At 63.7% G+C, this 24,735-nt stretch carries 23 protein-coding genes; 11 read left to right on the top strand and 12 right to left on the bottom strand.

The features are described 5' to 3' along the window. Nucleotides 1–63: 63 nt before the first annotated feature. Entirely contained in the window at nt 64–2,247 is a 2,184-nt protein-coding gene (locus tag QQ992_RS20755) for a patatin-like phospholipase family protein (RefSeq protein WP_286110875.1), read from the bottom strand. A gap of 67 nt (nt 2,248–2,314) precedes the next feature. Between QQ992_RS20755 and QQ992_RS20750 the strand changes: the two genes are divergently transcribed. Further along, nucleotides 2,315–2,596 carry an Rdx family protein gene (locus tag QQ992_RS20750; protein WP_003259082.1) on the top strand — a complete coding sequence of 94 codons (282 nt, stop codon included), beginning with the start codon at nt 2,315–2,317 and terminating at the stop codon, nt 2,594–2,596. On the opposite strand, the gene QQ992_RS20745 is transcribed toward QQ992_RS20750, so the two are convergent. Both QQ992_RS20745 and QQ992_RS20740 read right to left on the bottom strand, forming a co-directional pair. Beyond that, nucleotides 2,597–3,484 (bottom strand): DMT family transporter, encoded by an 888-nt coding sequence (locus QQ992_RS20745; protein WP_286110874.1) that lies wholly within the window; start codon nt 3,482–3,484, stop codon nt 2,597–2,599. 121 nt (nt 3,485–3,605) lie between these two features. Beyond that, complete coding sequence (locus QQ992_RS20740; RefSeq protein ID WP_286110873.1) at nt 3,606–4,373, bottom strand: helix-turn-helix domain-containing protein; 768 nt, start codon at nt 4,371–4,373, stop codon at nt 3,606–3,608. Nucleotides 4,374–4,499: 126 nt separating this feature from the next. On the opposite strand from QQ992_RS20740, the gene QQ992_RS20735 reads away from it, so the two are divergent. Next, a complete protein-coding gene (locus QQ992_RS20735) occupies nt 4,500–5,312 on the top strand; it encodes a UDP-2,3-diacylglucosamine diphosphatase (RefSeq protein ID WP_016711873.1) in 813 nt (270 codons plus the stop codon). A 24-nt stretch (nt 5,313–5,336) separates the two neighbouring features. On the opposite strand, the gene QQ992_RS20730 is transcribed toward QQ992_RS20735, so the two are convergent. After that, entirely contained in the window at nt 5,337–5,648 is a 312-nt protein-coding gene (locus tag QQ992_RS20730; protein ID WP_016711872.1) for an Mpo1-like protein, read from the bottom strand. A 154-nt stretch (nt 5,649–5,802) separates the two neighbouring features. Here QQ992_RS20730 and QQ992_RS20725 point away from each other — a divergent pair, with 154 nt between their 5' ends. Continuing rightward, nucleotides 5,803–6,864 carry an AraC family transcriptional regulator gene (locus tag QQ992_RS20725; protein ID WP_119369174.1) on the top strand — a complete coding sequence of 354 codons (1,062 nt, stop codon included), beginning with the start codon at nt 5,803–5,805 and terminating at the stop codon, nt 6,862–6,864. On the opposite strand, the gene QQ992_RS20720 is transcribed toward QQ992_RS20725, so the two are convergent. Then, nucleotides 6,821–8,275: a TrkH family potassium uptake protein gene (locus QQ992_RS20720; RefSeq protein ID WP_060497461.1), complete on the bottom strand. Its 1,455-nt coding sequence runs from the start codon at nt 8,273–8,275 to the stop codon at nt 6,821–6,823. The genes QQ992_RS20725 and QQ992_RS20720 overlap by 44 nt on opposite strands. 181 nt (nt 8,276–8,456) lie before the next feature. Between QQ992_RS20720 and QQ992_RS20715 the strand changes: the two genes are divergently transcribed. Beyond that, the gene (locus QQ992_RS20715; protein ID WP_016711869.1) at nt 8,457–9,014 is read left to right on the top strand and encodes an NAD(P)H nitroreductase; all 558 of its coding nucleotides are present in this window, start codon (nt 8,457–8,459) and stop codon (nt 9,012–9,014) included. A 40-nt stretch (nt 9,015–9,054) separates the two neighbouring features. On the opposite strand, the gene QQ992_RS20710 is transcribed toward QQ992_RS20715, so the two are convergent. From QQ992_RS20710 to QQ992_RS20690, 5 genes are all read right to left on the bottom strand, one after another. After that, a complete protein-coding gene (locus tag QQ992_RS20710) occupies nt 9,055–10,392 on the bottom strand; it encodes a sensor histidine kinase (RefSeq protein WP_286110872.1) in 1,338 nt (445 codons plus the stop codon). A 58-nt stretch (nt 10,393–10,450) separates the two neighbouring features. Next, a complete protein-coding gene (locus QQ992_RS20705; RefSeq protein WP_019099114.1) occupies nt 10,451–10,867 on the bottom strand; it encodes a Spy/CpxP family protein refolding chaperone in 417 nt (138 codons plus the stop codon). A 188-nt stretch (nt 10,868–11,055) separates the two neighbouring features. After that, a complete protein-coding gene (locus tag QQ992_RS20700; RefSeq protein ID WP_060497458.1) occupies nt 11,056–11,733 on the bottom strand; it encodes a response regulator transcription factor in 678 nt (225 codons plus the stop codon). A gap of 126 nt (nt 11,734–11,859) precedes the next feature. Continuing rightward, entirely contained in the window at nt 11,860–12,159 is a 300-nt protein-coding gene (locus tag QQ992_RS20695; protein WP_110741629.1) for a YciI family protein, read from the bottom strand. Nucleotide 12,160: 1 nt separating this feature from the next. Next, nucleotides 12,161–12,754, bottom strand: a complete 594-nt coding sequence (locus QQ992_RS20690; RefSeq protein ID WP_016711865.1) for a septation protein A — start codon at nt 12,752–12,754, stop codon at nt 12,161–12,163. 67 nt (nt 12,755–12,821) lie between these two features. Here QQ992_RS20690 and QQ992_RS20685 point away from each other — a divergent pair, with 67 nt between their 5' ends. The 6 genes from QQ992_RS20685 (at nt 12,822) to QQ992_RS20660 (ending at nt 19,221) form a co-directional block, all read left to right on the top strand. After that, nucleotides 12,822–13,682, top strand: coding sequence for a PHP domain-containing protein (locus QQ992_RS20685; RefSeq protein WP_105946044.1), 861 nt, complete (start codon nt 12,822–12,824; stop codon nt 13,680–13,682). 13 nt (nt 13,683–13,695) lie between these two features. Then, complete coding sequence (locus QQ992_RS20680) at nt 13,696–14,325, top strand: L-threonylcarbamoyladenylate synthase (RefSeq protein ID WP_033693405.1); 630 nt, start codon at nt 13,696–13,698, stop codon at nt 14,323–14,325. Beyond that, nucleotides 14,322–15,176 carry a segregation and condensation protein A gene (locus QQ992_RS20675; RefSeq protein WP_491016144.1) on the top strand — a complete coding sequence of 285 codons (855 nt, stop codon included), beginning with the start codon at nt 14,322–14,324 and terminating at the stop codon, nt 15,174–15,176. Before QQ992_RS20680 ends, QQ992_RS20675 begins: the two co-directional genes overlap by 4 nt. Further along, nucleotides 15,163–15,933 carry an SMC-Scp complex subunit ScpB gene (scpB, locus tag QQ992_RS20670; RefSeq protein WP_286110871.1) on the top strand — a complete coding sequence of 257 codons (771 nt, stop codon included), beginning with the start codon at nt 15,163–15,165 and terminating at the stop codon, nt 15,931–15,933. Before QQ992_RS20675 ends, scpB begins: the two co-directional genes overlap by 14 nt. Before the next feature lie 164 nt (nt 15,934–16,097). Next, nucleotides 16,098–17,165, top strand: coding sequence for a 23S rRNA pseudouridine(2605) synthase RluB (gene rluB / locus QQ992_RS20665; RefSeq protein WP_012273579.1), 1,068 nt, complete (start codon nt 16,098–16,100; stop codon nt 17,163–17,165). Nucleotides 17,166–17,802: 637 nt separating this feature from the next. Next, complete coding sequence (locus tag QQ992_RS20660) at nt 17,803–19,221, top strand: amino acid permease (protein ID WP_286110870.1); 1,419 nt, start codon at nt 17,803–17,805, stop codon at nt 19,219–19,221. 113 nt (nt 19,222–19,334) lie between these two features. Here QQ992_RS20660 and QQ992_RS20655 read toward each other — a convergent pair whose 3' ends face one another. Further along, on the bottom strand, nt 19,335–20,219 hold the full coding sequence (locus tag QQ992_RS20655; RefSeq protein WP_105946048.1) for a LysR substrate-binding domain-containing protein: 885 nt from the start codon (nt 20,217–20,219) through the stop codon (nt 19,335–19,337). A gap of 152 nt (nt 20,220–20,371) precedes the next feature. Here QQ992_RS20655 and ydiJ point away from each other — a divergent pair, with 152 nt between their 5' ends. Next, complete coding sequence (gene ydiJ / locus QQ992_RS20650) at nt 20,372–23,392, top strand: D-2-hydroxyglutarate dehydrogenase YdiJ (protein WP_286110869.1); 3,021 nt, start codon at nt 20,372–20,374, stop codon at nt 23,390–23,392. Nucleotides 23,393–23,514: 122 nt separating this feature from the next. Here ydiJ and QQ992_RS20645 read toward each other — a convergent pair whose 3' ends face one another. Further along, a complete protein-coding gene (locus QQ992_RS20645; protein ID WP_286110868.1) occupies nt 23,515–24,705 on the bottom strand; it encodes an MFS transporter in 1,191 nt (396 codons plus the stop codon). Nucleotides 24,706–24,735 lie beyond the last annotated feature (30 nt).

Raw genomic sequence — 24,735 nt, 5'->3', positions numbered from 1 at the left:
TCTGTGTTTCGGCTCGATCTGCTTCTACTTGCAGCTTGCAGCTAGAAGCTTGCAGCTTATAGCTCAGAAGGTATGCCCAAGGTTCAGGTACACCGCCTGTTCATGCGCACTGTTGGTGCCATAACTGAAGTTCAGCGGCCCAAGAGGCGTCTCCAGCCCCAGGAAGATACTCGCCGCATTGATGTACCCGCTGTCGAACTCATTGTCGTTGTTCCACGCCCGCCCACGTTCCAGCGACCCGCCAATGTACAGCGGGAAGTCCAGCGGCACGTAGGCCCGTGGCGTCAGCCGGCGGTAGTAGACCATGCGCATCAGGCTCACGTTCTGCCCCGACACCGAATCCTGGCGGAACCCTGACAGCTGCCGCGCGCCACCGATCACGAAGCTCGACGTCACCACTTCGGCGTCATCCAGCGTGCGCCCGTAGCGCCCGCCCAGCACGAAGGTGTTCGGCCCGATGCTGATGGCCTTGTCCAGGTTGAACAACCACTGCCGATAATCCTGGTCCGAGTCCAGCGACTTGTCGTACTTGCGCAGGGTCAGGCCTATGTCCTCGCCGCTGTGGGGGAAGTACACGTTGTCGAGGGTGTCGAACGAGTACTTCAGCTCGTAGAAGCCTTCGTTGAAGCTGACTTTGGGCAGGTCCTGGTCGCCAATGCGCACCTCGGCCTCGCCCCACGCCTTGCCTACGCCCAGGCGCACTTCGCCGTTGGTGCCGATCTGCCGGCCAACGTTCAGGCCAAAGCCGTAGCGCTCCAGGCGGTACTCGGCGATGGGGTCGTTGTCCAGGGTGGCTTCGATGTTCTGCGAGCCGAAGTCCAGGTACGGTGCGATGAAGTAGCGGGAGCCCACGTCCAGCGGCTGGTAGAACTCACTGTACAGCTCTTGCTGGTCACCGATCTGGCCACGGGTCAGCCATTCGGCACCCAGGCTGTTGATGCCGTTGACCCGGTAGCTGGCACCCAGGTTGAAGGCGCTGTCGCCACGCAGGTCGTCCGACAGGTTCAGGCCCAGGCGCAGGTAGTCGGTACCGCCGCGTCGGCCGCGGGCATTGATCACCAGCGTGTTGTCGTCGCCCTTGTGCACCACGCGGTACTGCACCCGGTCGAAGTAGTCCAGGCCGTACAGCGTGCCCATGTCGGTCTGCAGGCGGTCCAGTTCCAGCGGGGCATCGATCGGCTGGCGAATGTACGAGCGGATCACATCGTCGCTGACCTTGGAGTCGTTCTCGATCCGGATCGCGGTAATTACCGGTGTGCGCTGACGCGGCGAGCGGGCCACGGCCAGGCTGCTGTCTTCGGGCTGGCGCAGGCTGGCAAGGCGCGGGTCGAGCAGGCGGGTGGCGCGGTAGCCTGCGTCAATCATGTCCCGGGCGCGGCCGAAGTCGGTTACACCAAACGCGGTCAGCGAAGGCTGGATGAGGATATCGTCGCGGTGCAGGCTGGCCAGTTGCTCTTCCGAGTTGCGTCGGGTCATCAGGGTGATCGACTGGTTGAGCACGTCGACCACCGTGGCCAGTTGCTTGCGGTCACGCAGCGGGGTACCGATGTCGACCACGATGGCCAGGTCCACGCCCATTTCCCGGGCAACGTCCAGCGGGATGTTGTCGACCATGCCGCCGTCCACCAGCAGGCGACCCTCCAGTTCGACCGGGGCGAACACGGCGGGGATCGACATGCTGGCACGGATTACCTGGGGCAGGTGGCCGCGACGGAACACCACTTTTTCGCCACTGGCAATGTCGGTGGCCACGGCGCGGAAGGGGATGGGCAGCTTGTCGAAGTCGCGTGTGTCGGCGGTATGTGCCAGCTTGCTCTCCAGCAGCAGCGCGAGGTTCTGGCCCTGGATGACCCCCAGCGGCAGGCCCAGGCTGCCGTCGTCGCGAAAGCTGAGCTTCTGTTTGACGAGGAAGTCGCGGTCATCCTGCTTGCGCCGGAACGGCACGTCCTTGCGCGGTGGGGCATCGGACAGGGCCTGTTGCCAGTCTAGTGTGGTGGCGAGCTTTTCCAGCTCTTCGACGCTGTACCCCGAGGCGTACAACCCGCCGACCACAGCACCCATGCTGGTACCGGCGATGGCGTCAATGCGCACGCCTTGTTCTTCCAGGGCCTTGAGCACGCCGATATGGGCCAGGCCACGGGCCGCGCCACCCGACAACACCAGCCCGACCTTGGGCCTGGCCGGTTCGGCGGCAATTGCCGTGAGGCTGGTGAGGGTGAGCAGAAAGCAGAACAGCAAACGGCGCATCGTGAGTCTCAAACCGTGGGCTAAAGACCGCTAGTATAAGCGGCCCCTTACCTGGAGATGCGCCACCATGGCCGACAGCAAGCCGGAAATCGTCATCACTTATTGCACCCAGTGCCAATGGCTGCTGCGTGCCGCCTGGCTGGCCCAGGAACTGCTCAGCACCTTCGCCGACGACCTTGGCCGGGTAGCCCTGGAGCCGGGCACTGGCGGTATCTTCCGCATCACCTGCAATGGCGTGCAGATCTGGGAGCGCAAGGCCGACGGCGGCTTCCCCGAGGCCAAGGTGCTGAAGCAGCGGGTGCGCGACCAGATCGACCCTCAGCGTGACCTTGGCCATAACGACCGCTGATCACGCACCTTCGGGCAGTGGCTGCTTGGGCGGCTGCTCGGCGGCCAGGCGGCTGGACAGCACGATGGCGAAGATGATCAGCGCGCCGCCCAGTAGCATGCGCAGCGTGGGGGTTTCGGCGAACACGACCCAGGCCACGGCAATGCCGTAGACCGGCTCCATGCCGAACACCACGGCGGCGGTACGCGCCTTGATCACCGCCAGGCTGGCCACGAACAGGCTGTGCGCCACGCCGGTGCAGAAGATGCCGAGCAGGGCGATCCACAGCCAGTCCATGGTTGCCACGTCTGCCAGGCCCGGGGCTGCGAAGGGCAGCAGGCACAGGCCCACCACCAGGTTTTGCCACAGCGCAGCCTGAACCGCAGGCAAGCGCCCGGAGCCGGCGCGGTTGGTGAGTGACAGCAGCGAGAACAGCAACCCGGAAAGCAGTGCCCAGAGCAGGCCGCCCGTGGCTTCGCTGGCCAGATCGAAGGCCGGTGTGACCAGAACCAGGCCAATGCTGACCAGCAGTACCAGCACGGCCTCGTTGCGGCGGATGCGTTCGCGGAACAGCAGGCCTTCGAGGATGACGGTAAAGGCCGGGAAGCTGGCGAAGCCGAGGGTGGCGATGGCCACGCCGCCGACTTTGACGGCGACGAAGAAGCTGACCCAATGGCCGGCCAGCAGCACACCACCGAGCAGCAGGCGGCGGATGTCCTGACTGCTCAGGCGTTGCCAGCCCGGGCCGGCGAGGCTGGCGAACAGGGCCAGGGCAAGCACGGCGAAGGCGGCGCGGCCGAACACGATGATTGCCGGGCTGGCGCTGGCGGCCAGCTTGCCGAAAACGCCGGTCAGGCCGAAGAACAGCGCGCCAATGTGCAGGGCGCCGAGGGCGGTGCGGTGGTTCATGGTGGTCCTTGCTCAAGATCTCTAATGGCTGTGCCGGCCCTTTCGCGGGTTTACCCGCGAAGAGGCCGACACAGGCAAAGTGTAAAACCACAGGCCAGCGATTTCTGTCGCAAGACTGCTGTCAGTTATCGCCAGGCTCTCGCCGCAACGCCAAAGGCGTACACCCGAACGCCCGCAACATCGCCGCCGAAAACGCACTCTGTGAGCTATACCCCACCTGCGCGGCAATATCCCCCATCGGCAATAAGGTTTGTGTCACCAGCCGCCGCGCCTTGAGCAAACGTCGCTGGCGAATGTAGTCCATCGGCGTCATGCCACACTCCGCCATGAATCGCGCATGCAGCCGGGCACTGGAAAGCCCGGCCAGCCGCGCCAGGTCGGCCACCTGCAGCGGGTAGGCGGCATGCTGCTCGATATGCGCATCGAAGGCCGCATAGGGCAGGCGCCGGTTGGCGGTAACGCTGGCTGCAGCGCTGGGGTTGAGGCTGGCCAGCAGCAGCGCCGCGCCTTGCCGGGCAATCAGCGGGTCGTCCATGGGGCTGGCCGCCAACCAGTCCACCAACTGCTGCTGGCGGTCGTCCAGGCCCAGCGCGGCAGGGCAGTCGAGCAGCCGGCGGCTGGCATCGGCATGCTCGCCCAACTGCTCGTGCAACCACTGCCCGCCAGGCACATCGAGCACCAGGCAGTGGCTGCCGCCGTCGCTGGCACAGGTGTGGTGCGCGCCGGCCGGTACCACGACCAGTCCCTGCCGATCGATACCGGCGCCTTGCCCTTGCACCTCGAACTCCAGGCGGCCGCGCAGGCCGAACACCAGTTGCGGGTGTTCGTGGCTGTGGGCGATCAGGCTGTGGCGGTAATGGCGCAGCGAGAGGATCGGGCCGGCGGTCATGGGAGGTCCTCGCAGGGCAGAAGCCCATTGTGCCTCATTCGCTGCACACCATCACTCGTCACCGTTTTGCCACGGCGCTGTCACGCGCGCCTGCCAGTCTCCAGCAAACTGCGCCGGAGCCTGCCCATGACCCATGCCGAACTGTCCCGTCCCTCGCGCAAGCAACGTGTGCGCACCCTGTGGATCTCCGACGTGCACCTGGGCACTCGTGACTGCCAGGCCGAACACCTGTCGCAGTTCCTCAAGGGCTACCAGGCCGACCGGGTGTACCTGGTCGGCGATATCATCGATGGCTGGAAGCTGCGCGGCGGCATCTACTGGCCACAAGCCCACACCAACGTGATCCGCCGGCTGCTGACCATGAGCAAGCGCGGTACCGAGGTGATCTATGTCACCGGTAATCATGATGAGTTTCTGCGCCGTTACTCCAAGCTGATACTGGGCAATATCCAGCTGGTGGACGAGGCCGAGCACCTGACCGCTGATGGTCGTCGGCTGCTGGTGATTCATGGCGACCAGTTCGACGTGATTACCCGTTACCACCGCTGGCTGGCGTTCCTCGGTGACCGCGCCTACGAGTTCACCTTGGTGCTTAACCGCTGGCTCAATCACTGGCGTGCGCGGTACGGCTATGGCTACTGGTCGCTGTCGGCGTACCTCAAGCACAAGGTGAAAGGCGCGGTGAACTTCATCAGCGACTTCGAGGATGCCATTGCCCACGAGTGCACCCGACGTGGTTTTCACGGTGTGGTGTGTGGGCACATTCATCACGCTGAAATCCGCAAGGTAGGCGAGGTGGAGTACCTCAATTGCGGTGATTGGGTGGAGTCGTGCACGGCGCTGATCGAGCATTGGGATGGCAGCATCGAGCTGTACCGCCTGGCGGATGCCCAGGCACGGGAAGCGCAGGTAGCCGCGGCGATGCGAGAACCGGCATAGAGGGCTGCTGTGCAGCCCTGATGCTTACAGGCTGATCTTGCCCAGCAGGATATCCCTGAACATCACAAAATCGCCGATCAGGCTGTAAAGCGGATAGGTAAAGGTTGCCGGCCGGTTCTTTTCGAAAAAGAAATGCCCGACCCAGGCAAAGCCGTAGCCGAACAGTGGCACGGCCAGTAACAGCAACCACTTGCCACTGCCGATGGTATAGGCCAGCAAGGCAATCACCAGGCTGGTGCCGACAAAGTGCAGGCGGCGGCAGGTGGGGTTGCTGTGTTCCCCCAGGTAGTACGGATAGAACTCGGCAAAACTGCGAAACTGCGCTGTGCGGTTCATGGCAGTGCTCCGGGATTAATACTTCTGGACAAGATGCACGGCGTGGAGCCTGATTCGAGTCTAGAGTGATTGGCGGGGCCTACCAGTGACAATAGGCGCCAATTGAGTATCCTTGGGGTTCACCGCAGGAGCGGTCGGTAGAAAGAAGCCTGTCATGAGCGAAAGAACCACGTCAGCCAGCTGGGCATCAGGGATTGTGAAGGCACTCGAACTGGAAGGGCTGGACTGCCAGGCCATGTTCAAGCAGCTGGGGCTGGACTTCGCGGCCCTCGACGACCCTGACGCCCGCTTCCCGCAAGACTCCATGACCCGGCTCTGGCAGCTGGCGGTGGAGCTGTCGGGTAATGAGGCCATCGGCTTGAACATGGCGCGGGTGGTACGCCCGGCGTCGTTCCATGTGGTGGGCTATGCGTTGATGTCCAGCCGCACGCTGGCCGAAGGCTTCGAGCGCCTGGTGCGTTACCAGCGCATCATCGCCGAAAGCTCGGACCTGAGCTTCGTGCTTGGCCCTGAAGGTTATTCCCTGATCCTGACCGTACACGGCGACCACCTGCCGCCCACGCGGCACAGCGCCGAGGCCTCGCTGGCTTGCGCGCTGGCACTGTGCAAATGGCTCAGCGGCCGCCCGGTGCAGCCGAGACGGGTGCTGGTGCAGGGGCCGCAGCCGAAGAATATCGAACCGTATAAGGTGGCGTTTCATTCGCCGCTGGTGTTCGGTGCGCCGCACGATGCGCTGGTGTTCGAGCGGGCCGACATGGAGGCGCCGTTGCCGACCGCCAACGAGGCCATGGCGGTGTTGCATGACCGTTTTGCCGGGGAGTACCTGGCCCGTTTTTCCGAAAGCCGGGTTACCCACCGCGTGCGCCAGGTGCTGTGCCGCATCCTGCCGCAGGGCGAGCCCAAGCGCGAGACCCTGGCGCAGGCCCTGCACCTGTCGCAGCGTACCTTGCAGCGGCGGCTGCAGGAGGAGGGCACCAGCTTCCAGACCTTGCTCGACGACACCCGCCGCGAACTGGCCGAGCAGTACCTGGCCCAGCCGGGCATGACCCTGCTGGAGGCCGCGTACCTGCTGGGCTTTGCCGACCCCAGCAACTTCTACCGGGCATTCCGCCGCTGGTTCGATGCCACGCCGAGTGAGTACCGTGCCCGTATGGGCGCGGAGGCCGACGCGGTCAGTGACGCCAGAACGCCGGCATACACAGCACCAGCACCGTAATGATTTCCAGTCGGCCGAGCAGCATGCCGGCCGCCAGAATCCACTTGGCTGCGTCCGGCAGCGTGGCGTAGTTGCCCGACGGGCCGATCACTTCGCCCAGCCCCGGGCCCACGCCCGAAACCGTACCGGCGGCACCGGTCAACGCAGTCATCCAGTCCACGCCCAGCAACGACAGCAGCAGGGCCATGACGCAGATGGTGATGGCGAAGAAGAACGAGAACGTCAGGATCGAACGCACGATGTCTTCATCGAGGCGGTGGCCGTTGTATTTCTGCTTGATCACCGCGCGCGGGTGGATCAGTTGGTTAAGGCTGGCCTTGAGCAGGATGTAGGCCACCTGGAAGCGGAAAATCTTGATACCGCCCGCCGTCGAGCCGGAGCAGCCGCCCACGAAACCCAGGTAAAAGAACAGCATCAGCGAGAAGTTGCCCCACAGGCTGTAGTCGCCCAGGGCGAAGCCGGTGGTGGTGACCACCGAGGTCACGTTCAGCGCCACATGGCGCAGGGCGTCGAGCCAGTGCAGGTTGGTGCTGTACCAGTACCAGGTGCCCAGCACCAGCCAGGTAACCAGCAACATGCCCAGCAAGCCCTGCACCTGCTGGTCGCGGATCAGCGCCTTGCGGTTGCCGCGCAGGGTGGCCACATACAGGGTGAACGGCAGGCTGCCCATGATCATCACTACCACCGCCACCCAATGCACGGCCGGGATGTCCCATTTCGCCAGCGACTGGTCAGAGGTGGAGAAACCGCCGGTAGAGATCGCCGACATGGCGTGGTTGATCGCATCGAACGGGCTCATGCCTGCCCACCAGAAGGCCAGCGAGCCAAGGATCGAGAAACCGACGTAAACCCCCACGATCGACTTGGCGACCATGTGCGAGCGCGGCATGACCTTTTCCGAGCGGTCGGACGATTCGGTCTGGAACAGGCGCATGCCACCGATGCGCAGCAGCGGCAGGATCGCCACCGCCATGGCGATGAAGCCGATACCGCCAAGCCAGTGCAGCATCGAGCGCCACATGAGAATGCCGGGTGACATGGTGTCGAGCCCGCTGAGCACGGTGGCGCCGGTGGCGGTGATGCCCGACATGCTTTCGAAGAAGGCGTCGGTGTAGCTGATGTGCTGGGTCAGCAGGAACGGCAGGGCGGCGAACACGCACACCACCAGCCAGCTGCTGACCGTCAGCAGGTACATGTCGCGTGGGCGCAGGTGGACATGTTCGGGGCGCCCCTGCACCACCAGGGCCAGCCCGGCGATGAAGGTGATCAGGCTCGACCAGAGGAACGACGGCATGTCACCGGTGCGTTCGAAAATTACCAGGGTCGCCATGGGCACGGCCATGCTGACGGCGAGGGTAATCAGGAAGATGCCGATGATGAAACCAATGATCCTTAAGGTCGGCAACGCCATGTGATCTGCTCTGACTCGATTCGGAAGGGCGCCATTCTACCTATGGGTTGGTGAGCTGCAAGCTACGAGCTTCAAGCTGCAAGAAAGAGCAACGTACGCCGGCCCGCTTCTGCTTGAAGCTTGCAGCTTATGGCTAGCAGCTTGAGAATGGCCGCACATTCAACTGCCAGGAGGGTAGCCGATGGAGGCTCTCGACGCATTGCTCAACCGTGTTTCCGTGCCACGCCTGACCGACCCGGCGCCTAACGCTGCCCAGCGCGAGGCGCTGTTCCAGGCCGCCTTGCGCGCCCCGGACCACGGCCAGCTGCGCCCATGGCGCTTTCTGACCATTGAAGGCCAGGGCCGTGAGAAGCTGGGCGAGCTGTTTGCCGAAGCCGTGCAGAGCAAGGGCGACGCCAGCCAGGCCGCGCTGGACAAGGCCCGCGCCATGCCGTTGCGGGCGCCGTTGCTGATTGTGGTGGTGGCCAAGCTGCAGGATCACTTCAAGGTGCCGAAGTCCGAACAGCGCCTGGCGGCGGGCTGTGCGGCGCATGGCATTCTGATTGCCGCGCATGCGCAGGGTATCGGCGCGGTGTGGCGTACCGGGGACATGGCGTTTGATGCCCATGTGCACAAGGGGTTGGGGCTGGCCGAGAACGAGGAGTTGATCGGGTACCTGTATGTCGGCACGCCGCTGACCGAGCCGCGTACGGCGCCGATTCTGGAAACGGCTGATTTCGTCAGCGTCTGGGGCGAGTAACAGCCGAGAATGCTGGGGCTGCGCAGCAGCCCCAGCGATCTCAAAGTGTGCTGTCTTCCGAGGGCAACTCCAGCCTGGCGACAAATCCACCCTGTGGATGATTATCCAAAACTAGGCTCCCGCTATGGCGCTCCGCCGCCTTGCGCGCAATCGCAAGCCCCAGTCCATGCCCCGGCGCCTCCTGCCCCGGTGCACGGAAGAACGGTTCCCCCAGTTGCACCAGATGTTCTGCAGCCGCCCCCGGTCCATGGTCACGCACGCTTATCACTATGCGGTCCTGCTCACGCACTGCACTCACTTCTACCGGCTGCCCGACCGGATTGAAGCGCAAGGCGTTGCGCAGCAGGTTGTCCACGGCCCGCTCGATGAGCGTCGGCCAACCTTGCAAGGTCAAGCCCGGTTGCGCCTCCAGGCGCACATCCTGGTCGGGCGCGCTGAGCAAGGCATCCTTGCGCACGCTGCCCAGCAGGGCGTTGAGGTCGACCGGTTCGGCATGAGCCTGCTCGGCATCCACCCGGGCCAGGGCCAGAATTTCGCTGATCAGGTCTTCCAGGCGGTCGCATTCGCGGGTCAGGCGAGGCCACAGGGTTTCCCGCTGCTCGGGCCCGGCGCGCTCGGCCAGCGCCAGGGCGATACGCAGCCTGGCCAATGGAGAGCGCAACTCGTGGGACACATCACGCAGCAACTGGCGCTGGCTGCCGATGGTGCTTTGCAGGCGCGCGCCCATCTTGTTGAAGTCCTTGGCCAGCACACCGAACTCGTCGCGCCGCGCTGCCAGCCGCGCCAGGCTGTTCTGCTGGTAGGTGGTCTGCCCCAGGTCATGCACCGCGCTGCGCAGGCGGCTGAGCGGGCGGGTGATGGACAGGGTCACCAGCAGGCTGAACAACGTCAGCACAACCAGGGCGATGCCCAGTGCACTGAGCGGCCACATCAGGCTTTCGCGGTGCCAGGCATCCAGTGCCGGGTGGGGAATGCGGTAGATCAGCAGGTAGGTTTCGCCGGTGTCGGGGCTGGTGTATTCCTCGGTCAGCCTGCGCCACGGCAGGCGCCGCTGGTCATTGTGCTGGCGCGCTTCGAAGGCCGCTGCACGGCGCGGGAAGGTGCCGGGCACCACGGCTTCGCCACTGTCGTCGAGCACTTGCACGTCGATCTTGTAGCGGTCTTTGCGCCGTTCCAGGAAGTGCTGTGCCGACTCCAGGCCTTCCTGCTCGTAATGCTTGGCCCACTTGCTGGCCAAGGTATTCAGGCCCGGGTGACGGCTGAGGATCCAGGCGTCCTGGTTGAGCATGTGGCCCAACAGGATTGACAGGCCTGCGACCAGGGTAATGGCCAGCCAGAAACTGGCCAGGATGCGCCAGAACAGTGAACGCAAGTGCACCTCCTAAACGGGAAAAGCCCGGCCCGCAGTGATGCGGGCCGGGCATTGGGCAGACAGCTTACTGAGCCTTGGTGCCTTTTTCAGCTTTCCAGGCCTGGAACTCCTGCCACTCGGCTTTCTTGGCGGCGCGTTCCTTTTGCAGTTCGTCGAACTTCTTCTGCTGCTCAGGCTTGAGCAGGTTGCGCACGGCGCTGTCGGTCTTGTCGCGGCTGGCTTTCAGCTCGTCCTTCATGGCTTTCTGGTCGGCGGCCGGCAGCTTGGACAGGTAGCGCTCGGTGATGTCGCGGCGCTGTTGCATCTGCTCGCCCATCAGCTTGCCGATCTGCTGGCGCTGGTCGCGGCTCAGGTCCAGCTGATGGAAAGGCGCATCACCGCGATGATGCGGGCCGTCGTGACGCGGGCCGCCGTCAGGCATGGCCATGGCCACGGTCGGCAGGGCGGCGGCGAACATCAGGGCGATAAGGGTCTTGCGCATGGTGTCTCTCCTTTCATAGGCCGGTGGTTACCGGATGAGCACAGTCTAGGGAGATCACCGTCAAGCGCAGTCAGGGGATGGTAAAGGCTCGGTAAAGAACAGCTTCAAGTTCCAAGCCTCAAGCTGCAAGTGAAGCCGATTGCGATCTTGCTCTTTCTTGTAGCTTGCAGCTCGTAGCTTGGAGCTATTTACAGGCAGTAGTAATAGCCACGGCTGCGCAACGCCACGATGCGTGGCCGGCCATCGGCGTGGGGGCCAATCTTCTTGCGCAGGTTGCTGACATGCATGTCCAGGCTGCGGTCGTACAGGGTCAGCTTGCGGCCCAGGCCGATCTGCGCCAGCTCCTGCTTGTCCAGCGGCTCGCCGGGCTGGCGCAGCAGCGCTTCGAGAATGCGGCTTTCGGACAGGGTCAGGGTCATTTCGCGGCCATCGATACTGGCCACGCCACGGGCAGGGCTGTACACCAGGTCGCCCAGCTCCACCTGGCTGGTGGTGGCGGTGGGGTGGCTGCGGCGCAGTACGGCACGCAGGCGGGCGGTGAGTTCACGTGGGTCGCAGGGTTTGGCCAGGTAGTCGTCGGCACCCAGTTCGAGGCCAAGGATGCGGTCCAGCGGCTCGCCACGGGCGGAGAGCATCAATACCGGCAGTTCGGTATGTTCGCTGCGCAACTGCTTGAGCAGTTCCAGGCCGCTGCCATCGGGCAGCATCACGTCCAGCACGACAGCAGCCGGGGCGTGTTCGGCCAGGGCCTGGCGTGCGCTCTGGCCATCGTGGCAGGCACGTACGGTGAACCCTTCCTGGGTCAGCCAGCTGCCGAGCAGCTCGCACAGCTCCTGGTCATCATCAATCAGTAACAGCTCGCTCATGACTCACTCAATTCAACCAATGACGGCGGCTATTCGGCCCGCCAGTGGCAAAGATACCGCAGACTGATGGCAACTGTGTAACTGCCTCTACCGTGTCGCCCGCGAAGCAGGCGACGCGGTCTCAGATCAAGGCAGCACTTGCTTGAACGGCTTGACCACCACCTTGTCGTACACACCCGCAGCAATGTACGGATCGGCATCGGCCCAAGCCTGCGCCGCAGCCAGGGTTTCGAACTCGGCAACGATCAGGCTACCGCTGAAACCCGCTTCGCCCGGGTCGTTGCTGTCGATGGCCGGGTGCGGGCCGGCCAGCACGACGCGGCCTTCGGCCTTGAGCTGCTGCAAGCGTTCGATATGCGCCGGGCGGGCGGCCAGGCGTTTTTCCAGGGAGTTTGCGACGTCGCTGGCGATGATGGCGTAGAGCATGTCAATCCTTGGGTTTGGAGGTAGAAGGGTCGTCGTGCAGGTGGCGCGACAGGTACACGCCTTGCGCCACCAGGAAGATCACGGTCATGCCCAGGCTGCCGAACACCTTGAAGTCCACCCAGAAGTCCTGGAAGGTGAAGGCGACGAACAGGTTGGCCGCGCCGCAGAACAGGAAAAAGGCAATCCAGGCCACGTTCAGGCGCGCCCAGATGGCATCGGGCAAGGTCAGCGCGTGGCCCATGATGCGCTTGATCAGCACCCGGTCACCGATGAAGTGGCTGCCGGCAAAGCCCAGGGCGAACAGCCAGTTCACCACCGGCGCCTTCCACTTCAGGAAGGTTTCGCTGTGGAACGTCAGGGTCAGGCCGCCGAACACCAGGCAGGCCACCAGGGTCAGCCACTGGCCCTTTTCAAGCTTGCGCTGGCGCAGGAACAGCGCGCCGTACACCACCAGCGAGCTGATGATCAGCATGGCCGTGGCGCTGTAGATGCCGCCGAATTCGAAGCTGTGGCCGGCGACTTCCAGGGGGCGCGGGTCCAGCTTGTAGACGATGAAGAACAGCAGCAGCGGGATGAAATCGATGAATTGTTTCACAATGGCAGCCAGAATCGGGATGTGACGGCATAATAACAAACATCGATTCCAGCGAAAGCGCTCCTCCATGAATGTTGATCTGCACTGTCACAGCACGGCCTCCGACGGCGCCCTGTCGCCCTCGGTACTGGTTGCCCGGGCCCATGAGCACGGGGTGCAAACGCTGGCACTGACCGACCATGACACCATCGAAGGCCTGCCCGAAGCACGCCAGGCCTGCATCGAGCGGGGCATGCGCTGGGTTAGCGGCGTCGAGCTGTCGTGCACCTGGGGTGGCGCGACCATCCATGTGCTGGGCTATGACTTCCCGCTCGACGCGCCGCCTTTGCTGGCGGCAATCGAAGCGTTGCACCGTGGCCGCTGGCTGCGCGCCGAAGAAATCGACAAACGGCTGGCCGCCAAGGGCATGCCTGGCACCCTCGAAGGCGCCCGTGCCGTGCAGCACGAGCTGGGCGACAGCGGCAACGCCCCTGCGCGCCCGCATTTTGCCGAGTACCTGGTGCGCGCCGGGCACGTCAAGGACCGTGGCGAAGCGTTTCGCAAGTGGCTGGGCGCCGGCAAGCTGGGCGACGTCAAGCAGCACTGGCCGACCCTCGACGAAACTGTCGCCACCCTGCGCCAGTCCAAAGCGTGGGTGAGCCTGGCGCACCCCATGCATTACGATCTGACCCGCAGCAAGCGCAGACGGCTGATTGCCGACTATATTCAGGCAGGCGGGCAGGCACTTGAGGTGGTCAACGGAATGATGCCGGCCGAGCAGGTGGGCACCATGTCCATCCTTACCCGTGAGTTCGGCCTGCTGGCAAGCGCTGGCAGTGACTTCCACGGCCCCGGCACCTGGGGCGAGATCGGTGCCTATCGGCCTTTGCCCGAGGACTTGCCACCTCTGTGGCGTCGATTCAGCCATGAACAGCCTTTGGCGCTATGAACAGGACGACTACGTGAGCCAATTTTTCCAGATTCATCCGGAGAACCCGCAGCAGCGCCTGATCAAGCAGGCCGTCGAGATTATCCGCAAGGGCGGTGTGGTGGTGTACCCGACGGATTCGGCTTACGCACTGGGTTGCCAGATGGGTGACAAGGCGGCCATCGAACGGGTGCGGCGCCTGCGCGGGCTGGACAAGACGCACAACTTCACCCTGATGTGCTGCGACATGTCGCAGCTGGGGTTGTACGCCAAGGTCGACACCGGCACCTTCCGCCTGCTCAAGGCGCATGTGCCGGGGCCTTACACGTTCATCCTCAACGGCACGCGTGAAGTGCCGCGCCTGCTGTTGCACGATAAACGCCGCACCATCGGGCTACGGGTGCCGGCCCATGCCATCACCCTGGCCTTGCTGGCCGAACTGGGCGAGCCGTTGATGAGCGTGAGCCTGATCCTGCCGGGCGACACCGAGCCCATGACCGACCCTTACGAAATCCGTGAGCGCCTGGAGCATCACGTCGACCTGGTGATCGATGGCGGCTTCGGCGACCTCAAGGCCTCTACCATCATCGACCTGTCCGGCGATGAGCCTGAGCTGATCCGCGAAGGCTGCGGCGACCCCACGCCGTTCCTGGTCAACGCGTGAGCCAGGTGGAAATGCCCGAGGCATCGGCCGAACAGGCCGAAGCGCCTCGGCAGTTGCAGTTGGCCCTGGTCTACGGCGAAGCCCTGACCGAGCTGCCGCTGGACCTGTACATCCCGCCGGACGCGCTGGAAGTCATCCTCGAAGCCTTCGAAGGGCCGCTGGACCTGCTGCTGTACCTGATTCGCAAGCAGAACATCGACATTCTCGACATCCCGGTGGCGGAAATCACCCGCCAGTACATGGGCTACGTGGAGCTGATGAAGAGCGTGCGCCTTGAACTGGCCGCCGAGTACCTGGTGATGGCCGCCATGCTCGCCGAGATCAAGTCGCGCATGCTGCTGCCGCGTTCGGCCGATGTCGAGGAAGAGGAGGGCGACCCACGCGCCGAACTGATCCGCCGCCTGCAGGAGTACGAGCGTTTCAAGGCCGCCGCCGAAGGCATCGATGAATTGCCACGGGTAGGCCGCGACGTGGTGGTGCCACGCCTGGAGGCGCCGCAGGCCAAGGTGCGCAAGCTGTTGCCGCAAGTCAGCCTGGAAGAGTTGCTGGTGTCCATGGCCGAGGTGATGCGCCGCAACGACCTGTTCGAGAGCCACCAGATCACCCGTGAAACGCTGTCTACCCGCGAGCGCATGAGCCAGGTGCTGGAGCGCCTCAAGGGCGGTGCTTTCGTGCCGTTCGTCGAGTTGTTTGCCGCCGAAGAGGGCAAGCTGGGCGTGGTGGTCACCTTCATGGCGATTCTCGAGCTGGTGAAGGAATCGCTGATCGAACTGGTGCAGAATGAACCTTTCGCCGCCATTCATGTGCGGCTCCGCCCGGCGCTTGTTGAAGAACCTGATGAACCTGAATGACCCCCGCGACCTGGCGTCGCTGATCGAAGCTTTCTTGCTGGCGTCGGGCAAACCGCAGTCGCTGGAGCGCCTGTACGAGCTGTTCGAAGAGGCCGAGCGCCCAGAACCCAAAGTGTTCAAGCAGGCCCTGGACGTGCTGGGCAAGTCGTGCAATGGCCGAGCGTTCGAGCTCAAGGAAGTGGCCAGCGGCTACCGCCTGCAAATCCGCGAGGACTATGCGCCCTGGGTCGGGCGCCTGTGGGAAGAGCGCCCGCAACGCTATTCACGTGCGCTGCTCGAAACCCTGGCGCTGATTGCCTACCGCCAGCCCATCACCCGTGGCGAGATCGAGGACGTGCGGGGCGTGGCGGTGAACAGCAACATCATCAAGACCATGATGGAGCGCGAGTGGATTCGCGTGGTCGGCTACCGCGAAGTACCCGGGCGGCCGGCGATGTTTGCCACCACCAAGGCGTTTCTTGACCACTTCAACCTCAAGAGCCTGGATGAGCTGCCGGCCTTGGCCGAGCTGCGCGAGATGGAGCCGGAGCCACTGCTCGACCCGGACGATGCGCCAGTGCCGGCGCACCTGCAGGCGTTGGCAGACGCCAGCCTTGGGGAGGAGGAAGAGGGTGTTGAGCCGAAGGAGGAAACCAGCTTCCGTAGCTTGCTGGTGGAACTGGATGCCATGGAAGAAGGGTTGAAAACCGACTTTGATGATTTGCGCGAGGAAGAGCCTGAGGCCTCGGTGGAAGAGGAGGGCAAGTTACAGCCCTGATCTGCTGTTGCCCATACACCACCATTAGGCAGAAACCCCAGCCAAAGCCCACAAAACCCTCTACCCTCCAGTGCGTTCCCTCGCCAAACCGCGTATGATGCGCGGCCTTTTGGCGCGCTCGTCGCCAAAAACCTGTTTTCATTCTTACACCGGGAGGTGCCCAGATGAGTGAGCAAGACCTGCAAGATACCGAAATCACCCCGCCATCCGGCGAAAAGCTGCAAAAAGTGCTGGCACGCATTGGCGTGGGTTCGCGCCGTGACGTCGAAGCCTGGATCAGCCAGGGCCGCATCAAGGTGAACGGCGTCGAGGCCACCCTTGGCCAGCGCGTCGACCTGCATGACGCCATTGCCGTAGACGGCAAGCTGATCAAGCGTGAGGAGGCCGCCGAGGCCACTCGCCGGGTGATCATGTACAACAAGCCCGATGGCGAAATCTGCACCCGTGACGACCCGGAAGGCCGCCCGACCGTGTTCGATCGCCTGCCACGGCCAAAAGAAGGCCGCTGGATCAACATCGGCCGCCTCGACATCAACACCACCGGCCTGCTGCTGTTCACCACCGACGGTGAACTGGCCAACCGCCTGATGCACCCGTCCTACGAGATGGACCGTGAGTACGCGGTACGTGTGCGCGGTGAAGTCGATGACGAAATGATCGAGCGCCTGAAAGCCGGTGTGATGCTGGAAGACGGCCCGGCCAAGTTCACCGACATCCAGAAGGCACCGGGTGGCGAAGGCTTCAACCACTGGTACCACTGTGTGGTGATGGAAGGCCGTAACCGTGAGGTGCGTCGCCTGTGGGAGTCCCAGGGCATGGTGGTCAGCCGCCTGAAGCGCGTGCGTTTCGGCCCGGTGTTCCTCAACTCCGACCTGCCGATGGGCCGCTGGCGTGAAATGACCCAGGGCGAAATCGACATCCTGGCCGCTGAAGTGGGCCTGCAGCCGGTTGCGCTGCCCGCCATGAAGCTCAAGGCCAAGGACAAGATGGAGCGCCTGCAGCGCAAATCGACCCGCCCGCTGGGCCGTGGCGAGCGTGTGCGCAACCTGCGCCCGGCCCACGAAGGTGCCGCTACCGGTGAACGCCCGGCGCGTCAGCCGCGTGAAGAGGCTCCGCGTAAAAACACCCGCGGCAGCACGGTGGCCGAGCGCCCGAGCGAAATGCGCAAGCGTCCGGCCAAGCCTGAAGGTGACAAGCCGGCAGGCCGTGGTCGCGGTAAACCGCGTGGCTGATCGGCCCGCGTGGTGATGAGAAACCAGCCTTCGGGCTGGTTTTTTTATGCCTGCGATATTTTGCGGGCACGGCAAGATATTGAACAAAAAGAATTTTTCTGACGACTGGCAAGTTCTTGAACCGGATTGTAAAGAAAATTATACAAATATGGCCGGTTTCAGCCCTGATTCCAGATTTACCCCAATCGTGTAAACAAACCTTGCCGTCACCGATGTGCCAAACCCGCCACCTCCACCTTGCCCACCCTTGCCCAAACCCCCGTCCCCACGGTGTTATAGCCGCCATTGCCGTGTGCAAGAGCCCGTCCACAGAGCCTGGCTGACAAAACAACAAATGGAGGCGCCATGTACGCCGATCACTCCGCCTTTGAAGGCCCATACCACAGGATCGCTGCGTTTTTTCCGGATGGAAGAGCGCAACGCGTTGACGCCTGCGCGCTTGCAGGGGTATACAGTGCGCCGCGTTTTACCTGTGACCCTTTTGCGTACCGCGCACTCTTGATCACGCCTGGTTGACCCGCTTCGGCGGCACCTGAGGTCAAGAAACCCAAGGTAACCACCTTGCCCATTCCGCTGCGCCACGAGCGCGGTGGGTCCGATTCCGTCACAGATAAAAACAATGCAGGTGACTTCGTTCATGAGTGGACAAAACATGCATTCAGGCGAGCTCAAGCGGGGCCTGAAGAACCGCCATATCCAGTTGATCGCCCTGGGTGGTGCAATTGGTACCGGCCTGTTCCTTGGTTCGGCAGGCGTGATGAAATCCGCCGGCCCGTCGATGATCCTCGGCTACGCCATCTGCGGCTTCATCGCCTTCATGATCATGCGCCAGCTTGGCGAGATGATTGTCGAAGAGCCGGTGGCCGGCTCGTTCAGCCACTTCGCCCACACCTACTGGGGCGGCTTCGCCGGCTTCCTGTCGGGCTGGAACTGCTGGGTGCTGTACATCCTGGTGGGCATGTCGGAGCTTTCGGCGGTTGGCAAGTATGTCCACTACTGGTGGCCGGAGATCCCGACCTGGGTCACGGCGGCGGCGTTCTTCGTGTTGATCAACGCCATCAACCTGATGAACGTGAAGTTCTTCGGTGAAGCCGAATTCTGGTTCGCCATCATCAAGGTCGTGGCCATCGTCAGCATGATTGGCCTGGGTGCCTACCTGCTCACCAGCGGCAGCGGCGGGCCGGATGCCACCATCGCCAACCTGTGGTCCCACGGTGGCTTCTTCCCGAACGGTGTCAGCGGGCTGGTGATGGCCCTGGCGTTCATCATGTTCTCCTTCGGTGGCCTGGAAATGCTCGGTTTCACTGCTGCCGAAGCGGACAAGCCGAAGACCGTGATCCCCAAGGCGATCAACCAGGTCATCTGGCGCATCCTGATTTTCTACGTAGGCGCCTTGGTGGTATTGCTGTCGTTGACGCCATGGGACAACCTGGTCGCCAGCATCGATGCCTCGGGTGGCAGCTATGGCAGCAGCCCGTTCGTGCAAGTGTTCTCGCTGCTGGGCAGTGACGTTGCTGCCCACTTGCTGAACTTCGTGGTCCTGACAGCCGCGCTGTCGGTGTACAACAGTGGCACCTACTGCAACGCGCGCATGCTGCTGGGTATGGCCGAGCAGGGCGATGCCCCGGCGTCGCTGGCCAAGGTCGACAAGCGTGGCGTGCCTGTGCGTTCGATCCTGGTGTCGGCTGCCGTTACCTTCGTGGCCGTACTGCTTAACTACCTGATGCCGCAGAATGCCCTGGAGCTGCTGATGTCGCTGGTGGTGGCGACCCTGGTGATCAACTGGGCGATGATCAGCTATTCGCACCTGAAGTTCCGCCAGCACCTGGACCGTACCGGCCAGAAACCGCTGTTCAAGGCGCTGTGGTACCCGTACGGCAACTACGTCGTGCTGGCCTTCGTGGTGCTGATCCTCGGCATCATGCTGATGATTCCGGGTATTCAGGTTTCGGTGTACGTAATGCCGGTTTGGCTGTTCGGGATGTTTGTGGTCTACATGGTCAAGCCGCGCCGCCGAGTGAATGCCGGTGGGGCTGCGGGTCACGTAGCCAAGTAAGCAACTCAAGACCGTATGCAAAAACCCGAAGTCAGGTGACTGGCTTCGGGTTTTTTGTTGCCTGTCCCGGCCCTTTCGCGGGTAAACCCGCGAAGAGGCCGGCACAGGAAAAATCAGATCTGCTCCAGTAACCAGCCCCTGAATGCCCGCAAAGAAGGCAAGGCCTCATTGCGCGGCGGGTAGATCAGGTAATAACTACGCTGGCTGGCAAACGCCACCCCCGGGCTGTACAGCTCACCCTTGGCCAATTCCTCTTCCACCAGAATACGCGGCACCAGGCCGATACCAATCCCGGCCCGCACCGCCTGGATCAGGTGCGAGGTCAGCTCGAAGCTCGGCCCCAGGCGCATGGCCCGGTGCGGCAGGCCATGGTGCGAGAACCACTCGCCCCAGGCATGCGGGTTGTTGGCCACATTCAACAGCACCTCTTCACTGATCCGTGCGGGGCTCCAGCCCTGGCTGTCGGCCCCAGCCTCCGGTGGCAGGATCACCACCAGTTCCTCTGCATGCAGGCGATGGCAGATCAGCCCCGGGAGGTCGTGGCTGGCCACACCGATGGCGGCGTCGATTTCGCTGGTGTCGAAGTTGATGGCTTCGATGCGTGAATGAATGTGCACCAGCATGCCCGGGTGGGCGCTGTAGAACGCATGCAGCCGTGGCAACAGCCATTTCGAGCCGAACGTTGGCAGGGTGGCCAGGCGCAAGGTGCCGACCCCCGACTGATACGCCAGCGCCTGCAAGGTGGCACTGCGGATGCGCCCCAGCGCCTCGCTGAGCTCGCGCTGGTACAGGCGACCGACATCCGTCAGCTGTACCTGGCGGCCTTCGCGGCGGAACAAGGTGAGGCCCAGTTGCTGTTCCAGCGCCTGCACCTGGCGGCTGACCGCGCTTTGCGTCAGCGACAGTTCGGCGGCGGCGCGGGTGTAGCTTTCATGCCGGGCGGCGGCCTCGAATGCCAGCAGCAGCGACATGGACGGTGTCAGATGGCGGTAATTCATTCATAAAAGTCATTGATAGCGGCAGGATTATCCGTTTGCCCCTGAAGCGAAACTACAGGAACATTGGCCTATACGTCATCCCTGCATGCATCAACCCATGCCGGAGCGACAGGAATCCCGTGAATTAGCCAATATCAAGAGGCCATCCTTCGATGATCGCCCAGCTGCCGACCGTTGCACCGAGCGCCAACTACCCCGAATTCCTCGAAGCCCTGCGCAACAGCGGCTTCCGTGGCCAGATCAGTGCCGACTATGGCACCCGCACGGTGTTGGCCACCGACAACTCGATTTACCAGCGCTTGCCCCAGGCCGCAGTGTTCCCGCTGGATGCCGACGATGTGGCGCGGGTCGCCACACTGATGGGCGAGGCGCGCTTCCAGGACGTCAAGCTGACCCCGCGCGGCGGTGGCACCGGCACCAATGGCCAGTCGCTGACCGACGGCATCGTCGTCGACCTGTCGCGTCATATGAACAAGATCCTCGAAATCAATGTCGAGGAACGTTGGGTGCGGGTGCAGTCCGGTACGGTCAAGGACCAGCTCAATGCCGCGCTCAAGCCGCACGGGCTGTTCTTCGCCCCTGAGCTGTCCACCTCCAACCGTGCCACTGTCGGCGGCATGATCAACACCGACGCCAGTGGCCAAGGCAGCTGCACCTACGGCAAAACCCGTGACCATGTGCTGGAGCTGCACAGCGTGCTGCTTGGCGGCGAGCGCCTGCACAGCCTGCCAATCGACGATGCCGCGCTGGAACAGGCCTGTGCCGCGCCCGGCCGGGTCGGCGAGGTGTACCGCATGGCCCGGGAGATCCAGGAAACCCAGGCCGAACTGATCGAAACCACCTTCCCCAAGCTGAACCGCTGCCTGACCGGCTATGACCTGGCGCACCTGCGCGACGAGCAGGGCCGCTTCAACCTCAACAGCGTGCTGTGTGGTGCCGAAGGTTCGCTGGGCTATGTGGTGGAAGCCAAGCTCAACGTGCTGCCGATCCCCAAATATGCGGTGCTGGTGAACGTGCGCTACACCAGCTTCATGGATGCGCTGCGTGATGCCAATGCGCTGATGGCGCACAAGCCGCTGTCGATCGAGACCGTCGACTCCAAGGTGCTGATGCTGGCGATGAAGGACATCGTCTGGCACAGCGTTGCCGAGTACTTCCCGGCCGACCCCGACCGCCCGACCCTGGGTATCAACCTGGTGGAGTTCTGCGGCGATGAGCCGGCTGAGGTCAACGCCCGGGTGCAAGCCTTCGTCGAGCACTTGCAGGCGGATACCAGTGTCGAACGCCTGGGGCATACGCTGGCTGAAGGCGCCGAGGCGGTGACCCGCGTCTACGTGATGCGCAAGCGTTCGGTGGGCTTGCTGGGTAACGTCGAGGGTGAGGTGCGCCCGCAGCCGTTCGTGGAAGACACGGCGGTACCGCCAGAGCAACTGGCCGACTACATCGCCGACTTCCGCGCCCTGCTGGACGGTTACGGCCTGGCCTATGGCATGTTCGGCCACGTCGATGCTGGTGTGCTGCATGTGCGCCCGGCGCTGGACATGAAGGACCCGGCCCAGGCCGCGCTGGTGAAGCCGATTTCCGACGCCGTGGCCGCGCTGACCAAAAGCTATGGCGGCCTGCTGTGGGGCGAGCACGGCAAAGGCCTGCGTTCGGAATACGTGCCGGAGTACTTCGGTGCGCTGTACCCGGCGCTGCAGCGCCTGAAAGGCGCCTTCGACCCGCACAACCAGCTCAACCCCGGCAAGATCTGCACACCGCTGGGCAGTGCCGAGGGCCTGACCCCGGTCGATGGCGTAACCCTGCGCGGCGACCTCGACCGCACCATCGACGAGCGCGTGTGGCAGGACTTCCCCAGTGCCGTGCACTGCAACGGCAACGGCGCCTGCTACAACTACGACCCCAACGACGCCATGTGCCCGTCGTGGAAGGCCACCCGCGAACGCCAGCATTCGCCCAAGGGCCGCGCCTCGCTGATGCGCGAGTGGCTGCGCCTGCAAGGCGAAGCAAACATCGACGTGTTGGCCGCAGCCCGCAACAAGGTGTCGTGGCTCAAGGGCCTGCCGACACGCCTGCGCAACAACCGCGCCCGCAGCCAGGGGCAGGAAGATTTCTCCCATGAAGTGTACGACGCCATGGCCGGCTGCCTGGCGTGCAAGTCGTGCGCCGGGCAGTGCCCGATCAAAGTCAACGTGCCGGACTTCCGTTCGCGCTTCCTCGAGCTGTACCACGGCCGCTATCAGCGCCCGCTGCGTGACTACCTGATCGGCTCGCTGGAATTCACCATCCCGTACCTGGCCCACGCACCGGGCCTGTACAACGCGGTCATGGGGTCAAAGTGGGTCAGCAAGCTGCTGGCCGACAACATTGGCATGGTCGACAGCCCGCTGATCAGCCGCTTCAACTTCCAGGCCACGCTGACCCGTTGCCGTGTCGGCGTGGCCAGCGTGCCGGCCCTGCGTGAACTGACCCCGGCCCAGCGCGAGCGCAGCATCGTGCTGGTGCAGGATGCCTTCACCCGCTATTTCGAGACCCCGCTCCTGTCAGCCTTCATCGACCTGGCCCACCGCCTGGGCCACCGGGTATTCCTGGCGCCTTACAGTGCCAACGGCAAGCCTTTGCATGTACAGGGCTTCCTGGGGGCGTTCGCCAAGGCGGCGATCCGTAACGCTACCCAGCTCAAGGCCTTGGCCGACTGTGGTGTACCTCTGGTGGGGCTGGACCCGGCGATGACCCTGGTGTACCGCCAGGAGTACCAGAAAGTGCCGGGGCTGGACGGTTGCCCGAAGGTGCTGTTGCCGCAGGAATGGCTGATGGACGTGCTGCCCGAGCAGGCGCCGACCGCACCGGGCAACTTCCGCCTGATGGCGCACTGCACCGAGAAGACCAACGTGCCGGCCAGTACCAAACAGTGGGAGCAGGTGTTTGCCCGCCTGGGCCTGAAGCTGGTGACCGAGGCGACGGGGTGCTGCGGTATGTCGGGGACCTACGGCCACGAGGCGCGTAACCAGGAGACATCGCGAACCATCTTCGAGCAAAGCTGGGCGACCAAGCTGGATAAGGAAGGGGAGCCCCTGGCGACCGGTTACTCGTGCCGCAGCCAGGTCAAGCGCATGACCGAGCGCAAGATGCGCCATCCGCTGGAAGTGGTGTTGCAGTACGCCCAGCGTTAATCTTCAGGGCCTCGGGGGCTGCTTTGCAGCCCATCGCGACACAAGGCCGCTCCTACAAGGGATCGCGTACCCCTGTAGGAGCGGCCTTGTGTCGCGAAAGGGGCGCAAAGCGCCCCCGGCTTTTAATGATCTCGATGTCGTCGCGCCTGCTTGTACAAATACAAGCTCAACACCAGCCCACAACCCGCCGCGCCCGCCGCAAACAGAAACATCGAAGCAAACCCGAACCCCGCCGCCACCGCGCCCACCAGTGGCCCAGTCACCCCCAGTGACAAATCAATGAACAGCGAATACGCCCCCACCGCCGCCCCACGGTTGGCTGCCGACACCTGATTCACTGCCTCCACACCCAGCGCCGGGAACACCAGCGAGAAGCCAAACCCGCTAAGCGCTGCCCCTGCCAAGGCCAACTCGGCGCTGGGCGCCAGCCACAGCATCAACAACCCCAGTGTTTCCACCGACAGGCAGGCAATCGCCACCCGGAATCCGCCAATGCGGTTGATCAGGTTGCCAAACAGCAGCCGCGCACTGATGAAGCTGGCGCCGAACAGGCTCAAGGTCAGCGCGGCATTGGCCCAGCCGCGGCTGGCGTAGTACAAGGTGATGAACGTGGCGATGGTGCCAAAGCCGATCGAGCCCAGCGCCAGCCCCGAGCCATGCGGGAACACCTTGCCCAGCACTTGCAGAAACGGCAGGCGTACACCGCTGACGATGGGCGCAGCCTGCCTGGGCCAGGCCAGCAGCAGGCCGAAGGTGCACAGCAGGATGATGCTGACGCCCATGCTCCACAGCCCCAGGCTCTTGACCATCAGCACGCCCAGCGGTGCACCGACGGCCAGTGCGCCATAGCTGGCGATGCCGTTCCAGGAGATGACCTTGGCGGTGTTTTCGGCGCCCACCCGGCCGATGCCCCAGCCAATCGCGCCCGAACCCACCAGGCTTTCGGCGCTGCCTAGCGCTAGTCGGCCGACCAGCAGGCAGACCAGGCTCAGCCAGGGCAGATGGGTGAGGAAGGCGCAGGCCAGCATGAATATCCCGCTAAGCCCGCAGCCTGCAAGGCCATACATGACCGCCTTCTTGCTGCCGTGGTTGTCGATGATGCGGCTGGCAGTAGGGCGGCTGAGCAGCGTGGCGAGGTACTGCACGCTGATCACGAGGCCCGCGACCACGGCGCTGAAGCCGAGGTCGTTGTGCACATAGCCGGGCAACACGGCCAGCGGGATGCCGATGTTGAGGTAGCCGATGAAGGTGAACAGCACAATCGAGACCACTTGGGCACTGATTGCCAGAGATGAAGGCTGCTGCTTGGGCATGAGGGGTCCTGGAGCGGTAAAGCGAGTAGC

The sequence above is a fragment of the Pseudomonas kurunegalensis genome (assembly GCF_030291635.1).
Lineage (GTDB): Bacteria > Pseudomonadota > Gammaproteobacteria > Pseudomonadales > Pseudomonadaceae > Aquipseudomonas > Aquipseudomonas monteilii.
Note: the sequence above shows the minus strand (reverse complement) of the source record. Positions and strands in the feature narration are given on the sequence as shown.